The 16,800-nt window shown below is 69.0% G+C and carries 17 protein-coding genes; 7 read left to right on the plus strand and 10 right to left on the minus strand.

From position 1 onward, the window contains the following. On the minus strand, nt 1-96 hold the full coding sequence (gene mftA, locus LPH33_RS17960) for a mycofactocin precursor MftA (protein WP_006553546.1): 96 nt from the start codon (nt 94-96) through the stop codon (nt 1-3). 119 nt (nt 97-215) lie between these two features. Between mftA and mftR the strand changes: the two genes are divergently transcribed. From mftR to LPH33_RS17975, 3 genes are all read left to right on the plus strand, one after another. After that, the gene (gene mftR / locus LPH33_RS17965; RefSeq protein ID WP_229565312.1) at nt 216-881 is read left to right on the plus strand and encodes a mycofactocin system transcriptional regulator; all 666 of its coding nucleotides are present in this window, start codon (nt 216-218) and stop codon (nt 879-881) included. Further along, complete coding sequence (gene mftM, locus LPH33_RS17970; protein WP_229565313.1) at nt 878-1,681, plus strand: mycofactocin oligosaccharide methyltransferase MftM; 804 nt, start codon at nt 878-880, stop codon at nt 1,679-1,681. Before mftR ends, mftM begins: the two co-directional genes overlap by 4 nt. An 81-nt stretch (nt 1,682-1,762) precedes the next feature. After that, on the plus strand, nt 1,763-2,206 hold the full coding sequence (locus LPH33_RS17975; RefSeq protein WP_229565314.1) for a hypothetical protein: 444 nt from the start codon (nt 1,763-1,765) through the stop codon (nt 2,204-2,206). Here LPH33_RS17975 and LPH33_RS17980 read toward each other — a convergent pair. Further along, nucleotides 2,129-3,034 carry an NAD(P)H-dependent oxidoreductase gene (locus LPH33_RS17980; RefSeq protein WP_229565315.1) on the minus strand — a complete coding sequence of 302 codons (906 nt, stop codon included), beginning with the start codon at nt 3,032-3,034 and terminating at the stop codon, nt 2,129-2,131. The two genes, LPH33_RS17975 and LPH33_RS17980, sit on opposite strands and share 78 nt — an antisense overlap. Nucleotides 3,035-3,166: 132 nt before the next feature. Here LPH33_RS17980 and LPH33_RS17985 point away from each other — a divergent pair, with 132 nt between their 5' ends. Next, on the plus strand, nt 3,167-3,511 hold the full coding sequence (locus tag LPH33_RS17985; protein ID WP_088897102.1) for a winged helix-turn-helix transcriptional regulator: 345 nt from the start codon (nt 3,167-3,169) through the stop codon (nt 3,509-3,511). A gap of 18 nt (nt 3,512-3,529) precedes the next feature. Here LPH33_RS17985 and LPH33_RS17990 read toward each other — a convergent pair whose 3' ends face one another. From LPH33_RS17990 to ggt, 4 genes are all read right to left on the minus strand, one after another. Next, entirely contained in the window at nt 3,530-4,207 is a 678-nt protein-coding gene (locus tag LPH33_RS17990; protein WP_016690913.1) for a MadR family response regulator transcription factor, read from the minus strand. Beyond that, nucleotides 4,204-5,577, minus strand: a complete 1,374-nt coding sequence (locus tag LPH33_RS17995) for a MadS family sensor histidine kinase (protein WP_016690912.1) — start codon at nt 5,575-5,577, stop codon at nt 4,204-4,206. Before LPH33_RS17995 ends, LPH33_RS17990 begins: the two co-directional genes overlap by 4 nt. Beyond that, a complete protein-coding gene (locus LPH33_RS18000; protein WP_229565316.1) occupies nt 5,574-6,806 on the minus strand; it encodes an iron-containing alcohol dehydrogenase in 1,233 nt (410 codons plus the stop codon). Before LPH33_RS18000 ends, LPH33_RS17995 begins: the two co-directional genes overlap by 4 nt. Nucleotides 6,807-7,036: 230 nt before the next feature. After that, complete coding sequence (gene ggt, locus LPH33_RS18005) at nt 7,037-9,031, minus strand: gamma-glutamyltransferase (RefSeq protein WP_229565317.1); 1,995 nt, start codon at nt 9,029-9,031, stop codon at nt 7,037-7,039. A 159-nt stretch (nt 9,032-9,190) separates the two neighbouring features. Here ggt and LPH33_RS18010 point away from each other — a divergent pair, with 159 nt between their 5' ends. Together LPH33_RS18010 and LPH33_RS18015 are read left to right on the plus strand one after the other, a co-directional pair. Beyond that, nucleotides 9,191-9,550: an ArsR/SmtB family transcription factor gene (locus LPH33_RS18010; RefSeq protein WP_016690909.1), complete on the plus strand. Its 360-nt coding sequence runs from the start codon at nt 9,191-9,193 to the stop codon at nt 9,548-9,550. A gap of 54 nt (nt 9,551-9,604) precedes the next feature. After that, the gene (locus LPH33_RS18015; RefSeq protein WP_229565319.1) at nt 9,605-10,090 is read left to right on the plus strand and encodes an SRPBCC family protein; all 486 of its coding nucleotides are present in this window, start codon (nt 9,605-9,607) and stop codon (nt 10,088-10,090) included. A gap of 7 nt (nt 10,091-10,097) precedes the next feature. Here the strand turns inward: LPH33_RS18015 and madC are convergent, their stop codons facing one another. The 3 genes from madC to mdo form a co-directional block, all read right to left on the minus strand. Continuing rightward, entirely contained in the window at nt 10,098-11,552 is a 1,455-nt protein-coding gene (gene madC / locus LPH33_RS18020; RefSeq protein WP_229568387.1) for a MadC family VWA domain-containing protein, read from the minus strand. 118 nt (nt 11,553-11,670) lie between these two features. Further along, entirely contained in the window at nt 11,671-12,759 is a 1,089-nt protein-coding gene (locus LPH33_RS18025; RefSeq protein ID WP_229565320.1) for a MadB family AAA-type ATPase, read from the minus strand. A gap of 80 nt (nt 12,760-12,839) precedes the next feature. Then, a complete protein-coding gene (mdo, locus tag LPH33_RS18030; RefSeq protein ID WP_159417779.1) occupies nt 12,840-14,111 on the minus strand; it encodes an NDMA-dependent methanol dehydrogenase in 1,272 nt (423 codons plus the stop codon). A 299-nt stretch (nt 14,112-14,410) separates the two neighbouring features. Here mdo and LPH33_RS18035 point away from each other — a divergent pair, with 299 nt between their 5' ends. After that, nucleotides 14,411-15,466, plus strand: a complete 1,056-nt coding sequence (locus LPH33_RS18035) for a ferredoxin--NADP reductase (protein ID WP_229565322.1) — start codon at nt 14,411-14,413, stop codon at nt 15,464-15,466. 52 nt (nt 15,467-15,518) lie between these two features. On the opposite strand, the gene LPH33_RS18040 is transcribed toward LPH33_RS18035, so the two are convergent. Further along, a complete protein-coding gene (locus LPH33_RS18040) occupies nt 15,519-16,769 on the minus strand; it encodes an MFS transporter (protein WP_229565323.1) in 1,251 nt (416 codons plus the stop codon). Nucleotides 16,770-16,800: the final 31 nt, after the last annotated feature.

The following is a 16,800-nucleotide window of genomic DNA, read 5'->3' on the forward strand; positions in this document are numbered from 1 at the left end:
TCAGTACACGCCGCACATGCCGTCGATGGAGACCTCTTCGACGAGGGACTCCTCGATCAGATCGGATTCGATCACGGCGTTGTCACGATCGGACATGTTTCCTCCTCGGTTTCTTCTCCTGGATCGGAGTCGGTCGTCACAGCGGACTTGCGCTGTGAGCCGGTTCACCACTGTAATGGCATCGAGTGCAGAATGTCACGCCTCCGGGAGGAAGAATGACGCGTAGCCGCGGGAAACCGTCCGCTCGGATAGGTCGCCGCCCGTCCACATCGAAGGAGGAACTCGCCGCAATCGGCATCGAGCTGTTCATGGAGGCGGGCTTCGACGAGACGAGCATCGACGACATCGCCGAGGCGGCCGGCATTGCCCGACGCACCTTCTTCCGCTACTTCCCGTCGAAGAACGAGGTGGCCTGGGGAAACTTCGACGAACACCTCGCCGGCATGCGCGCGAGCCTCGAAACGATCCCCGAGGACGTCCCGCTCTCGGCAGCGCTCACCACCGCCCTGCACGACTTCAACACCTTCCCCGACAGCGAGACCGAACGACACCGCGCGCGGATGGAGCTCATCCTGCACACGCCCGCACTGCAGGGCTATTCGTCGGTGATGTACCAAGGGTGGAGACGTGTCGTCGCCGAGTTCGTCGCCCGTCGTATCGGGGCCGATCCCGACGACCACATCCCCCGCACGGTCGGCTATCTGCTGCTCGGTGTCGCGATCTCCGCCTACGAGGCGTGGCTCGACGAACCCGGATCGGACCTGCACGAATACCTGGCCATCGGGATGGGGACACTGACCGCCGGTCTCGACTACAGTGACCCGCACTCCCCTTCCACGCCTCCCCCTGCCACACCTCGGAAAAAGGTTGCGAAACAATGACCCTGCTCGATTCGCTCGCTCCCTGCAGCCCGGGCCGGTGGACACACGACCACGTGACGGTCGAACGCGTACCCGCCGGACCGCTGAACGTCCGGCGCGAGGACGACCGGCTCCACGTCACGCATTCCCTCACGGCCGAGCAGATCAGCGAGCGCCTCGTCGCCGAGGTGACCTCCTCGATCCAGGACGCCGAGTTCGGCCAGGACGAGTTCGAACTGACGATGGTGGGACTCGTCCGTTCCACGGTGCCGGGTGCCCTCGACTCGTGGGTCACCTACTACCGCAACTCGCTCGGCGAACTGCTCGACGGTACAGCCGATTTCGCGCCCATCCACGATCGGGCCGCCGAACTCGTCCGTGGGAGCGTGCTCGACCTGGGGTCGTGTTTCGGTTTCCTGCCGTTGCGACTCGCGGCCGCCGGCACCGCCGTCACCGCCACCGACATCCTGCCCGGCACGATGCGCCTGCTCGAAGCGGTCGCACCGCGGCTCGGACTGCACGTCGACACACTCGTGTGCGACGCGGCGAACGTCCCGGTCCCCGACGGCAGCGCCGACACCGTCACCGCGATCCACCTGCTCGAGCACGTCGACGACGCCCTCGGTGCCACGATCCTCGCCGAGGCCCTCCGAATCGCCCGGGAGCGGGTGGTGGTCGCGGTGCCGTTCGAGGACGAGGCGACGGCCTGCCACGGGCACGTGCGCACCTTCGACCTGCCCACGCTCGAGGAACTGGGGCGCAGCACGGGGCGTCCCTTCGAGGTGTTCGAACATCACGGCGGGTGGCTCGTCGTCGACTGATCCACCCGGCCATCCGCCTGCCCGCCCATCCGATTCCCGTCCGGCGACGAATACCCGGTGTGGACGGAAGGAGGTGGCGCGATGAACCACATCGCCGAGAGCCACTTCGGCCGGACGACCCGCCGCGTCGTCCTTCCCCGCCGCGCCGCGGACCGGCAGATGTCCTCGTCCGGAGTGGTGACGGACTGCCGGCCGCTCCCCGAGCGGCCGGACGTGCGACTGCTCGTCTACCACGACGACGCGGACGACTCCGACTACGACGCCGTGACGATCGGAAAGACCGACGGCGAGAACGACATTCCGGTACTCACCGCGTCGGAGGAGTGCCTGCTCGTCACCGCGACCCGGCCCGGGTCCGGTCCCGCGATCGTGCTCGCCGCACCGCCGGGTGAGGACGAGGGCCGACGGGTCCGGGAGATCACCCGACAACTTCTCGGAGGCGGACCGCTACTGCGCCTGATCCTGTACACCGGCGCACTGTCGGTACTCGTACCGTTGCACTCGTCTGCTCCGAGCGGGCGCTGAGGCGGTGTGGACGTCGGGGCCGTACTCGCCCGGGCGGACGTGGTCGACGAGCACGTGCTCGCGGTCGTACTCGCCTCCGCGCAACGGCCTGTACGGGATTCCGGGTTCCGACGACAAACCGGCGAGACGATCGTGGAGACGGCGCTCCTCGCGCAGGAAGGTCTCCTCGTCGAGCCGGTCGGCACTCGCGACGAGATGCGGTCGCAGTACCCGCATCCCGGTGTAGAAGCCCGTACCGTGCAGGAGCGGCCACAGCACGTGATCGATCGACCCGCTGATTCCGCGCGGTCCGAGCGCTGCGGCCCGATCGCCCGCCGTGACGACGGCGAGCATCGTTCTGCCGGCCAGTCCCCCGTCGCCGTACTTGCGGACGCGGCCACGCTCGTCGCGGACACCGAACGCGAAGCCGTTGGTGAACACGCGGTCGAACCATCCCTTCAGGATCGCCGGCATGCCGTACCACCACAGTGGGAAAGACACCACGAAGTGGTCGGCGGCGCGCAGCGCGGCCTGTTCGCGACGGATGTCGTCGGCGAGGAGCCCGGTGGCCGTGGCGTTCTTCTGCCGCTCCGACAACGTGCTCCCCGGCGCCGTACCGAAGTCGGCGTAGGCGAGCACCGGATTCCAGTTCATCGCGTAGAGATCCGAGATCGCGACGCGCGTGCCCGACTCGCGTAGTCGTGCCGCCCCCGAGCGGACGAGGGCGTGCCCCAGGGAGGCGTCGTCCGGGTGGGCGTGCACCCACAGAACGCTGCCCTTCTCGACACTGTCCTTTTCGACACTGTCCTTTTCTGCACTGTCCTTTTCTGCACTGTCCTTCTCGGCCATGTCTCCATAGTCTGGGGACGGGAACGCTATGGGAAGTACGCACTTTGCGATCACATACGGACCGAGATGTAACGATCGGCGATGAGCAGGGATTCCTGATGACCAGCGATTCTTGATGACCGAGGAGTTCCGATGACACGGAAGGCCGTGGAGACGGCGATGCAGGTGTGCCCGGTGGAGATCGCCGTGGCGGTCCTCGGGGGCGCGTGGAAGCTCACGATCGTCAAGAACCTGATCGACGGGCCATGTCGGTTCGGCGAGCTGGGCCGGCGTGTCGGTCCCGTCAGCGCGCGAGTGCTCACCCGGCAGCTCCGCGAACTGGAGGCCGACGGAATCGTGTCGCGCACGGTCTTCGCCGAGGTACCGCCACGGGTGGAGTACGAGCTGACCGAGCTCGGCCGGACCCTCGAGCCGGCCGTCGCGTGGCTCGACGACTGGGGTGCGGCCTACAGCAGCAGGCTCACCGAGCGCAGCTGAGTGTCGGGAGAGCGGGGGTCAGATCAACCCCTGCTTGCTCGCGGCGTAGACCGCCTCGGCTCGGCGGCTCACCCCGAGTTTGCGCATGATGTTGCTGACGTGGAACTTCACGGTGGTGGCCGAGATGAACAGCTGCTCACCGATCTTCACGTTCGACATGCCGGCGGCGAGAAGCTTCAGCACCTCGAGTTCGCGGCCGGTCAACTGTTCGGCGGGTGCACCCTGCCCGTTGAGCGAACGCACGACCGCCGCGGCACTGCGCGAGTCGAAGGCGCTCTCGCCGCGGGAAACCGCCCGGATGGCGCGCACCAGCTCGGTGGTGTCGACGTCCTTGACGACGTAACCGCGCGCGCCGGCGTGCACGGCCCGCACGACGAGCTGTTCGTCGAGGAAGGTGGTGAGGACGAGCAGGCCGATACCCGGATGCGCCGAGGACAGCCGTCCGCACAATCCCAGTCCCTCGAAGTCCGATCCGGCCGAGAGCTTGAGGTCGAGCAGCACGATGTCGGGGCGCATGCGGTCGACGAGTGCGAGCGCCTCCGCGTCCGTCGAAGCCTCCCCCACCACTTCGAGATCCGGCTCGCGGTCGAGGATCGAGCGGAGTCCCTGGCGGAGGATCGCGTGGTCGTCGACGAGTGCGATGCGCACCGTGCCGGGCCGCGCCCGCGGGGTCGCCTGCGGCGGCGTGACGGTCATGACGGTTCTCCCACCTGTTGAGCTACAGCATTGTCCTGCAACGGAATCCGGGCCGCTATCCGCACACCGCCGAGTCGCGAACGACGCACCTCGAGCGTGCCGCCGAGTTCGCGGGCGCGGGCCTGCATGTTCGCGAGACCGCGGTGGCTCCCGTCGAGGTCGTTGGCGGCCAGCCGCAGCATCACCCGTAGACGCGCGGGGTCGCCGTCGCCGTCGTCGGCCACCGACAGCAGGACCGCGTCGCGTCCGTAACTGAGCCGCAGCACCACGCGACTCGCGTTGGCGTGCACCGCCGCGTTGAACAGCGCTTCGCCGGCGATCCTGAGCAGGGCGTGCTCGGCCTCGCCGCTCAGCTCGACCGGCGTGCCGCCCATCCTCGTCCTGACCTCGAGTTCGCCCGGCATGTGAGCCACGCTGAGCTGTTCGAGCATCTCCGGCAACGACATCCGTTCGGAATCGGACGGCCGGTTCAGCGCGTAGATCGCCGACCGCAACTGCTCGACGGCGCCGCGGGTGAGTTCCTTGGCGAGATCGAGTCGTTCGCTGCGTTCGGTGTCGGGGATGTCGCTGCGGCACACCTCGATCTGCATGCCCGCCGAGAGCACGGCCTGTGTGACACTGTCGTGGAGTTCGCGTGCGATGCGGTGGCGTTCCTCGTCGAGCGCCTGGTTGCGGTGGGCGACGCCCAGCTGCCGCTGCGTGACGGCGAGTTTCTTCAGGGTCGCTTCGAGTTCCTCGTTGCGTGCCTGCAGGTCGGCGGCGGCGCGGTTCGCTTCGCGGTAGGCCTGTTCGGCGCGTTCGAGCAGGAGCTGCCCGCGCTGGTAGAGAGCGGAGTTCTGCAGCGCCACCGCGGTCTGGCTTGCGAGGATCGACAGAACGGCGCGGTCGGTGGTGTCGAGGGCGCGGTGCTCCGGTGTCCACGCGGCGATGGCACCGGCGACTCCCCCGTCGAGGACGATGGGCACGAACGCGTGGTGGTTCTCGACCAGCTCGCGTCGCTCGACGGCTCCGGTGCGCACGGCGTCGAGCAGGGCCACGACCTCGTCGGGCAGGGGCGGTCCCTCGACGTTGTCGACGAGGAAGGGGGTCGCGTCGGGGCCGAGCACGAGCCTGCGCGGTCCGGCATCGGGCAGGACACCGTCGGCGAGAGCGAAGGCCACCCACGTCGCACTCAGGTGTGCGCGGGCGGCCTCGGCAACGGCGCAGATGAGCGTCTCCGGCCCTTCGACCGTGCGCACCAGCGCCCGGGAGATCAGCTCGAGTGCGTGGACGACGCGTTCGAGTCGCTCGGCGGCGCCGCGATATTGCGGATAGAAGGTCGACTTCCCGGAGCGGAGTCCGGTCAGTGCCGACAGGTCGGGAGCACTCACATCGCCGTCCGGAACAACTCGATCATCTGCTCGCGGGTCGCGGTGCGCGGATTCGTCGACATGCACGCGTCGCGCAGGGATCCCTCCGCGAGTCGCGGCAGGTCTTCCTCCCGCACACCGAGTTGGCGCAGTCCGCGCGGCACACCCACCTGACGGGCGAGAGCGTCGATGCGCGCCGCGACGGCCTCGACGGCCTCGGGCGCGGCACCGCGCGCCTCCTCCAGACCGAGGGTCGCGGCGACCTGGACGAACGGCTCGGGGTTATCGGCGCCGTTGAACCGGATGACGTGCGGCAACAGCACGCCGTTGATGACCCCGTGCGGCAGATCCAGCAGCCCGCCGACCTGATGGCTCATCGCGTGGGCGGCGCCGAGAATCGCGTTGGTGAACGCGAGTCCGGCCTCGAGGCTCGCCTGGGCCATGGTGGCGCGAGCGGGCATGTAGGTCGGGTCGTCGATCGTGCGTACGAGCGTGCCGGTGACCATGCCGACCGCCCGCAGTGCGTGATGGTCGGTGAGGGGGTTGTGGGCGCGGGAGACGAACGCCTCGATGCCGTGGGTGAGGGCGTCGAGTCCGGTGGCGGCGTTGAGGTCGGCGGGCATGGTGGTGAGCAGTCGCGGATCGATCACCGTGAGGTCGGGGACGAGCGACCGGCCGATGATGGTGATCTTACTGCCGCGCGCGGTGTCGGTGACCACGCAGAACTGGGAGACGTCGGCTCCCGTCCCGGACGTCGACGGCACCATGACCATCGGCGGGATGGGCAACGGCGCTCGGTCGACGCCCTCGTAGTCGAGGATGTTGCCGCCGTTGGCGGCGAGGATCGCGACACCCTTCGCAGCGTCGATCACCGAGCCACCGCCCAGCGCGACGAGGACGTCGCAGCCCCGCGACCGGTACAGCTCGTGGCCGGCCGCGACCTCGTGGTCCTTGGGGTTGGGGGTGAGACCGGCCCACACGGTGGCGTCGACCCCCTGGTCACGCAGGTGCTGCAGGAGTTCGTCGACCCAGCCGGCCTCGATCAGCCCCGGGTCGGTGACGAGCATGGGGCGGACACCGCCGAGCCGGACCGCGGCGTGGGCCGCTTCGACGAGCGAGCCCTCCCCGAAGACGATCTCGGGAGCATGGAACTTGACCAGGGCCGGCCCCGAAGCGGGGTGGTTGTCCCGAGGGGTCGCGGAAGCACGGGGATGGGTCGTGTTCTGGTGTCCCGGCATGACGACGGCCACTGTTCACTCCTGACGATCCGCACGATCCGCGCACCTGTGTGATCCAGCTTACGGTGCACGGGTTGTCGGGCGGAGCGGGCACGGGACGCACCGGACCGATGGCGAGGTCGGCACCTATCCGACAGGGTGGGTCACCGAAGCGGGTCGGCGCGCGGCGGATCGCCCCCTACGGCGTGCACCGATACATCGACAGTCCTGCGCCGATACGTCGACAGTTCTGCGCCGATACGTCACTGCCCGCCGGTATCGCCCATCACGGCGCCCTCGCGGCGGGGGTCGGCGCCACCGACCCATCCCTGCCCCTGACGCAGCAGCGCGCTCAGTCCACTGGACTGCGGGGCGACGGACACCTCGTGGCCCATGTCGCGGAGCTGCTGCACGAGCGGATCGTTCGCTCCGTCGTCGGCACCGTCGATCGCCGGATGTTCGCCGCCGACCCCGGTGACGGGGGTGTTCGCGGCGCCGAACGACACGGCCGAGACGGCCTGCTGCGGGTCGAGGCCCCAGTCGAGGGTGTTCACGAGCGTCTTGACGACGAACTGGATGATCACCGAACCGCCCGGCGACCCGACCACCATCCGGATGTCGCCGCGACCACCGTCGGGTGTGCGTTCGAAGACGAGCGTCGGGGCCATCGAGCTGCGCGGCCGCTTGCCGGGTTCGACGCGGTTGGCGACGGGCAGTCCCTCCTCGTCGACCGGTTCGGCCGAGAAATCCGTGAGCTGGTTGTTGAGCAGGAAGCCGTCGGTCATGTGGAACGAGCCGAAGGCCGACTCGATCGTGGTCGTCATGGACGCGACGTTGCCGTAGCTGTCCGCGACCGAGATGTGGCTGGTGCCGTGCTCGGGGCTCTGCGGCGGCATACCGAGCGGGACCGGACCGAAGTCGCCGGGCTGCGCCTCGCCCATGCTCTTGCCGGGATCGATCAGCCCTGCGCGTTCGGACAGGTAGTCCGGGTTCACCAGGGTCTCCAGTGAGCCGCCCGGCAGGGGGACGAAATCGGCGTCGGCGACGTACTTGTCGCGATCGGCGTAGGCGAGTCGTTCGGCCTCGGAGATCAGGTGCACCGCGTCCGCGTCGGGGACGCCGCCGTCGGCGTCGACATCACCCGGCGGCAGCGACGCGAGGTCGAAGTTCTCGAGGATGCCGAGTGTCGCCGCGACCGCCATGCCACCGGAGGACGGATTGGGCATGCCGCAGATCTCGTACTCGCGGTAGGGGGTGCACAGCGGTTGCCGTTCCTTCGCCTGGTAGACGGCGAGATCCTCGAGGCTCATCGTTCCGGGTGTACGCCCGCCGGAATCGGTGCCGGTGGACTCGACGATGCCGGCCGCGATGTCACCGGTGTAGAAGGCATTCGCGCCGTCGGTGGCGATCGCCGAGAGCGTCTTGGCCATGGCGGGATTCGTGAGGGTCTCACCCGCGGCCTTGGGTGAGCCGTCGGCCTGCAGGAAGTAGGCGCGCGCCTCGTCGTCGACGGCGAGCTGTTCGGCGGAATCGGCGATCGACTGCGCCAGGCGGTCGCTGATCACGATGCCCTGGTCGGCGAGATCGATGGCGGGGCGGAACAACTCGCCCCAGGCGGCGTTCCCGTGTTCCGCGTGGACGGTTTCGAGCATCCGCACGACGCCGGGCACGCCGATCGACCGGCCGCTCGCACGCGCGTCGGGGCGGGGTTCGGTGCGATCGGTGTCGCTGATCCAGCGCAGGTAGTTCTCGGTCGCGGACATCGGTGCCGTCTCGCGGCCGTCGTATGCCTTCACTTCACCGGACGCGGCGTCGTAGTAGACCAGGAACGCTCCACCACCGATACCCGAGGACTGGGGCTCGACGAGGCCGAGAACCATCTGGGCGGCGACGAGTGCGTCGGCTGCGGTCCCGCCGTCGCGCAGGACCTCACACGCTGCTTCGGTGGAGACGGGATTGGCCGTCGACACGGCGAAGGAGGAGGTGGTCACCGCTGTCATGCCGGCGCGGTAACCGGTCGCGATCTCGGGGTTCGTGGAGATGTCGCGATCCCCGGTCTCCGTCGGCTGCGTGTCGGTGATCGGGGTGCCGTTCGGTTCGGCGGTGCAGGTCGCGGCCGCCGCGGTCTCCTGCACATCGGCGGCACCGTCGGATTCCGTATCGCCGGACGCGGACGTACACGCGCCGAGGAGGGTGATCGAGACGGTCGCGGCGAAGGCCGCGCGGACACCGGACCGGACTCTCGAGGGCAGGACCATTCCCCGACCGTAACCGGGCGCGTGAGTGGCCGTAGGGAATTCGACCGCGATCGGCTCGCGTCCGTGCGCCGGACCCCTTGACGCGGCCGGCCCCCGGGGAGCATCCTTTATTCAACCGGATGGTTGATAAACCGGAAGGTTCACAAAGCGGAGGCGATCGTGTACGACGACGAGACGGACGACACCGCACTCGACCTGGCGTTCACCGCACTGGCCGATCCGGTCCGCCGCTGCATCGTCGCCCGGCTCAGCCGGGGCCCGGCCACGGTCACCGAACTCGCGGAACCCTTCGAGATCACCACGCAGGCGATCTCGAAACACATTCGGGTGCTCGAACACGCCGGTCTCGTCACGCGCACGCGCGACGCCCAGCGCCGGCCCGTCCATCTGAACCCTGCACGGCTGGAGATGCTGACCTCCTGGATCGACCGCTACCGGTTGGTGAAGGAGCAGCAGTTCCGCGATCTCGACGCCGTGCTGGCCCGGGAAGCGGCCCCCGATCGTCCACGGGGTGTGTAGCCCACCCCGATCCTCACAGTGTGCACAGCGCACCCCGGTCTCCGGAGGACCATCATGACCAGCAACGCAGTCACCCTCTCGATCCCCGAGGGCGTCCCCTTCATCGACTACGAACGGGAGTTCGATTTCCCCCTCGAGGACGTCTTCCGCGCCCACAAGGACCCCGATCTCGTCGCGCAGTGGCTCGGCCCGCGCGGCATGGAGATGAAGATCGAGGAGTACGACCTCCGCACCGGTGGTTCGTACCGCTACGAACACTCCGACGACGGCGGCAGCTACCGCTTCGCGGGTGTCTTCCACACCGTGCGCGAGAAAGAGCTCATCGTCCAGACCTTCGAATATCTCGGATTCCCGGATGTAGTGAGCCTCGAGACGCTCACCTTCGTCGACCTCGGGAACGGCCGCTGCAAGCTGGTCGGCCATTCCGTGTACCCGAGCCAGGAGGCCCGCGACGGCATGGCGGAATCGGGTATGGAGACCGGCCTGACCGAGGGCTTCGAACGACTCGAGGAGCTGCTGGCCGGGTCCGCGACACGGTGAGCGCCGCTCACCGCAGGGCGTGGCCGAGTTCGGCGGCGCGCGCGAGCAGTTGCGCGCCGTCGCGGGCGACGACCACCTCGTCGCACGCCTCGGCGTAGGCGGGCATCGCGCAGGTCGCCTGCGTCCAGTACCGCTCGGGCTCGGGCGTGATCCACGCGAGGCGGTGCACGCGGCGACGGAGTTCCTCGAGCCGATCGGTGCGCGGGGGAAGACCGTTGCAGCGCCCGTCCCCCACCACCAGCACCGACGTCCGGCCGTCGATCGATCCGGAGTGCTCGGTGAGCAGTTCGTCGAACATCCGGCCGTAGTCGCTGCTCGCTTCGAGATCGACTGCGGGATGGGCGAGTACGGCGGCCAGAGCACCGTCACCGCCGGCAGCGAGCAACTGCGTCGTCACGTCCACCGGACGATCGACGAAGGCGACCACCCGGCACCGGTGCGCCCGCCCGTGCATCGCCTGAGCGAGCCGGAGCGTGAATGCGGTGATCGGACGGACCGACAACGAGACGTCGGCGAGGACGAGCAGCCGCACCCGGTCGGGGCGGGGCGCGCGGACGACGAGCCGGAAGGGCACGCCGTCGGTCCGCATCCCCGCTCGGGCGGTCCTGCGCATGTCGAGCCGTCCGCGGGTCCGCTCACGCGGATGGGGCCGGACCGGTCCGCGCATGCGGCGCAGCACCTCGTGGCATGCGAGCTCGATCTCGGCACGGTCGATACCGGCGGTGTCGTGCGATTCGGGTGCCTCGACGCCTTCGGTCCCCGGCACCGCGGCGGCGAGCGATGCCACGAATGCCTCGACCGCGTCCACGAGTCGCGCGAGCTGCGAGGCGGAGAGAGGTTCGTCGAGGACCTCTTCCCCGTACGTGCGGTGCGGGTCGTAGGCGTCGAGCCACGCGAGGATCGACGCCGGGTCGTCCCACGACAACGATCCGACGACCGCGGCCCCGGGTTCACCGGACAGATCACCCACCGTCGTGGTCGCCGCATTCTCGACGTCGACGGTGTAGGTGACGCCGCGACGGCCCGAGTCCGCACCCGTGTCCACCGACAGATCGGCGTCGGACGATGTCATCGACACATCGTCGTCGTCCTTGTGCGGGTTGAACCCCTTGCGGGCCTCCGGGGTGTCGAAGTGGTCGCCGACCTCGGCCGCGCGTTCGTTGTACTCGGCGTAGCGCGCGACACTCGGGTCGTCGCCGATCTCGAGCACCGCCGGCAGGGACTCCGCGAACTGCGCGCGGGCGGGACCGCCGCCGCTCGCGGCGACGGCGGCGTCGACCGCACCGAACAACTCGTCGAAGGCGCGCTCGAAGCCGGCCCTCTCGTGCGGGTACTTGGCGCACACCGCCCGCAGGCACGAGCGCAGCGAATCCCGCTCGCGGACGGGGACCAGGTCGAGCACCCGGCGCACCTCGATGCTCTCGGCCGGTGACGCCGCGACACCGTGGCGTCGCAGGAGCATGCCGAACACCGCCGCCACCACGTCGAGTACGTAACGGGGGCGACGCTCGTCGAGCGCGGTCACCCGTGTCGCCCGGGGTGTGGACACCCGTCCCACTCGGGATGCGTACATCGCGGGGTCACCCCCGCAGTCCGCTGCCCGCGGCATCGCGACCGCCACCACCGCGTCCCCGGAAGACGGAGGTCGTGGTGTTCGCCGGGCGTGATGCGACCGTCACACGTTCGTGCGACGGAACAGGTTCGGCCGCAATCGCTTCGGACATATTCGGTTCGGACGTCGCGGTTGCCGGTGCCGCACCGCCGAGCCGCGTCTTCGCGAGGTCGACGTCGCCGGTGTACTTGAGCAGGGTCGCCAACAGCACGTCGCGCATGCCGCCCAGCGAATCCGGGTCGTCGGCGTCGTGTCCCATCACCGTCGCTGCGCGCGCGGCGTCGATGACCTCCGAGATCGAGGGGCTCTTGCGCAGCGGCAGATCGCGCAGGGTCCGGGACAGATCGACGATCTGGTGGGCCGTTCCCGGGCGCACATCCGGCACCCGGGCGGTGACGATCTCGCGTTCACGTTCGGGTGTCGGGTATCCGACGTGGTAGTGCAGGCAGCGACGCTTGAGCGCGGGCGACAACTCGCGAGTGTCGTTGGAGGTCAGGATCACCCACGGTGTGGACCGGGCCGTGAACGTGCCGACCTCGGGGATCGTCACCTGCCGTTCGGCGAGCACCTCGAGCAGCAGTGCCTCCATGGACTCCTCGGTGCGGTCCACTTCGTCGACGAGCAGGACCACCGGCTCCTCCGAGAGCACGGCCTCGAGCAGCGGACGGACCGACAGGAAGGTCTCCGAGTACAGGCCGAAGTCCTGCTGCGCGAGGAACTTCGACGCGTCCGCGAGGTCGGCGTGACCGGCGAGCAGTTCGCCGATGCGGTCGCGCAGCATCTGCACGTGCAGCAGCTGTTTGGCGTAGTCCCACTCGTACAGGGCGCGGCTGTCGTCGAGCCCTTCGTAGCACTGCAGCCGCACCAGTTTCCGGTCGCCGACCGCGGCGAGCGCCTTGGCCAGTTCGGTCTTGCCGACCCCGGCGGGGCCTTCGAGCAGCAGTGGCCGCTCGAGTGCGGTGGCGAGGTGCACGACGGTCGCGAACTCGTCGTCGGCGATGTAGTCGTGCCGGCGCAGCGCATCCTTCAACTCGGCGCCCGAGGCGAACGGGGTCATCCGGGGTCTCCTTGTCTGGCGTGGTCGCAGCGGAGCAGGGCGCTCCCGGGGCGCAGGGGACGCCCCGGGAGCGCGGGTTCTCAGTAGGACCGGTTGATGCAGTGGTCGACGACCGGGATCATCGAGTCGACCGTGACCTCGCGGGGGTTGCCCGGGGTGCACCAGTCGTCCTGGATGTGCTCGGAGATCGCCCGGACGGTCTTCTCGTCGCCGCGGATCGTGTCTCCGCGACCCGCGTACTTCTTGGTGTTCATCTGGTTCTTCTCGTACGAGTCGGTGCGCACCTGACCGAAGTTGTCGGGGATGCCGACGTCCTTCGCGAGACGGATCGCCGCTTCGACCGCCGCGTCGGCGGCCTGGACGGTGGTCATGTTGCGGGTGTCCACGCCCATCGCGGTGGCGATGCGGGCGTAGTGCTCGTAGCGGGACGGCAGGTTGTACTCCCACACGCGCGGCAGGGCGATGGCGTTGTTGAGGCCGTGGTGGCTGTCGAAGAAGGCCGAGACGGCATGCGAGATGGAGTGCACGATGCCGAGGCCGCCGGAGTTGAAGGCCTGCGCGGCGATGTACTGGGCGTTCATCATGCCTTCGCGGGCCTTGAGGTTGCGCGGCTCGAAGACCGCTTCACGCAGGTGCTTCGCGACGAGCTCGATCGAGTACAGGGCGTTGCCGAGCGACGGGGCGAAGTCCAGCCGGGAGACGTACGGCTCGGAGCCGTGGGCGAGGACGTCGAAGCCGCAGTAGGCGGTGAAGTGCTGGGGGCAGCTGTAGTAGAGCAGCGGGTCGTCGATCGCGAGGGTGACGATCGTGGCCTCGTCGAAGCCGACCCACTTGTGCGGGTGGTCCATGTCGGAGGTGTCGGTGATCACGTAGGCCCAGGACGTCTCGGAGCCGGTGCCGGCGGTCGTGGAGACGGCGATGTGCGGCGGGTTCTCCTTGTTGGTGGACTTCGCGAAGCCCTCGAACTCGTTGATGTTGCGGCCGTCGTGGGCGATCACGACGCGGGCGCCCTTCGCGGCGTCATGGCTCGATCCGCCACCGACGGAGATGATCGAGTCGCACTTCTCCTTCTGGTAGAGCGCCGCGGCCTCCATGACGTTGTAGTCCTTGGGGTTGGACTCGACCTTGTCGTAGAGGACGACCTCGACGCCCTGGTACTCGATCTTGCCGATGAGCTCCTCGATGATCCCCGATCCGCGCAGGCCGGTGGTCATCAGCAGGGCGCGCTTGAAGCCGAGGTTCTTCGCCTCGACGCCGAGGATGTCGTGGGCGCCGACACCCATCAGCGCGCGGGGGAAGGGATGGAATTCCTTGATCGGGAAGTCCCAGATCTGATTGAGCTCGATTGCCATGGTGTATCTCCTCGCAGAGGGGGTGTACCGGATCGGGAGTGTGATGTGGACCTCATCCGCGATTCACCCTCGACCAGAGCTGCGAGGCGTGAAAGACACAGCGGCCGAAACCGTCCGGTCGCCGTGGGGTCACCGCCCGTTCGGGTAGGGCACCTCCCGCTGACCGGGTGGGCGCCGCACCCGCCCGAGCAGTGCCGGTACCGTTTTCCTCATCCCATGCGCGCTGGTAACCTTAATTAGAACACGTTCTAGATTCGGTCGTGCGCGGCCATCTTTGCAGGAGAGGACGAGACCCACCCATGACGACTGTCGAGGTGCCCCACGGCTCACGCTCGGTGATCCTCACCGTGTCCGCCGTCGTCGAGGAGACCGCCGACACGCGGTCGATCGTGTTCGCCGTCCCGGACGAGCTGCGCGACAAATTCGCCTACCGGCCCGGCCAGTTCCTCACCCTGCGCATCCCGAGCGACCGGACGGGCTCGGTGGCCCGCTGCTACTCGCTCGCGAGCTCCCCGTTCACCGACGACGCCCCCAAGGTCACCATCAAGCGCACCGCCGACGGTTACGGTTCCAACTGGCTGTGCGACAACATCGCGGCCGGACAGACCATCGAGGTGCTGCCGCCCGCGGGTGTCTTCACCCCCAAGTCGCTCGACCACGACTTCCTGCTGTTCGGCGCCGGCAGCGGCATCACCCCGGTGATCTCGATCCTCAAGTCCGCGCTCACCCAGGGCGGCGGCAAGGTGGTGCTGGTCTACGCCAACCGCGACGAGAAGTCCGTCATCTTCGCCGAGGAGCTGCGGGCCCTCGCGGAGAAGTACCCGACGCGCCTGACCGTCGTGCACTGGCTCGAGTCCGTCCAGGGTCTGCCCACCGCCGACCAGCTCGCGGCGATCGCAACGCCCTACGAGTCGTACGAGGCGTTCATGTGCGGTCCCGGACCGTTCATGGACACGGTCCACCAGGCGCTGAACACCGTGGGCATGCCCCGCGCCCGCGTGCACGCCGAGGTCTTCAACTCGCTGTCGGGCGACCCGTTCGCCGACCAGGCGCCGGTCGAGGTCAGCGACGAGGACGCCGCCGACGCCGCGACCGTCGAGGTCGAGCTCGACGGCGAGGTCCACAAGCTGTCGTGGCCGCGCAAGCAGACCCTCGTCGACATCATGCTCGCGAAGGGCATCGATGTGCCGTATTCGTGCCAGGAGGGCGAATGCGGGTCGTGCGCGTGCACCGTGCTCGAGGGCAAGGTCGAGATGGAGAACTGCGACGTGCTCGACCCCGAGGACATCGAGGCTGGCTACATCCTCGGTTGCCAGGCCCGGCCGGTGACCGACCACCTCAAGATCGAGTTCTGAACCGGCGGGGTCACGCCCCGCTGCCCGCTCCCTCTGCGGAAGTGCCCGGCCCCTACGAACGTGCGGGGACGGGCACTTCCCGCATCCCGGCGGAGTCGGGCTTCGGCTTGCGCACGAGCACGCCGACCCCGGCCACGAGCGCCAGCACGGCCACGACCACGCCGTAGCCGACGGCGGTGGACATCAGGCCGAACGATCCGGCCGCCACCCCGGCGGCCATCGCGGGCACCGAGAACGCGAAGTAGCAGACGACGAAGGTCGTCGCGAAGATCCGGCCGCGCTCATGGGGTCGGCCGAGCGAGCCGACGACGCCCATGGCCGCGACGAAGGTCGAGCCCCAGCCGAAACCGGCGACGGCGGTACCCGCGTAGTACACCGCGACCCATCCCGTGAGGAGCGCCGTGATCACCGCGGCCAGTCCCGTCGCGAGCAGCACGGCCCCGAGGACCACGATGCGATGCGGGTCGCGGCGGGCCGTGGTGGTCGCCGCGACGGTGCCCGCCGTGAAGAGGGTGCCGATCGCCAGGCCCGCGGCGAGACGGTTGTCGATACCGAACACCGAGTCGACGATCGACGGTCCCAGCGACATGTACAGCCCGCCGAGCGCCCACGCCGACATCAGGCTGGGCAGGATGAGCAGATAGCGGCCCCGGACCTCACGGGGCACCGACGCGCTCGGCACCAGGCTCCGCAGGGCGTCGCGTCGCGACGGGAAACCCACCGACGGCGACGTCTCCGGCACGAAGATCAGCGCAATCGCCAGCACGACGGCGAGAACGCCGACGACCGCATAGCTCAGGACCGTCGGGAACGGCGCGAACTGCACGAGCACGCCCGCTCCCGCCGCGCCGAGCGCGAGGCCGAGCGACGGCGCCGCGGTGTTGATCAGCGGGCCGATGTGTCTCTTCGGCTGCATCTCGATCACGGCGGCGGCCAGCGCGCTCGTCGCCGCGCCCACCGCGAGACCCTGCAGGATCCGCGCGAGAATCAGCCACCCCACGCCCGGGGAGGCGATGAACACCACCATGCTCGCCGCGAGCAGCAGCAGGGCCGTCACGATCACGGGTCTGCGCCCGACGTGGTCGGACAGCGACCCCACCGTCACGAGCGCCGCGAGCAGTGCGAGCACGTAGACCGCGAACACCACCGTGAGCATCGCCGCGGAGAATCCCCACATCTGCTGGTAGACGGGATACAGCGGTGACGGTGCCGACGACGACGCGGTGAGGGTGAACGCTCCCAGGCCGACCACGGCGAAACCGAACGAGCGGATACGGCCGCGGGGCTGTACGGGAGCAGTCATCGAACCTCCAGAAGGTGATCGGCGCGTTCCA

Source organism: Rhodococcus sp. RDE2, assembly GCF_020885655.1.
In the GTDB taxonomy this organism is placed as follows: domain Bacteria; phylum Actinomycetota; class Actinomycetes; order Mycobacteriales; family Mycobacteriaceae; genus Rhodococcus; species Rhodococcus pyridinivorans.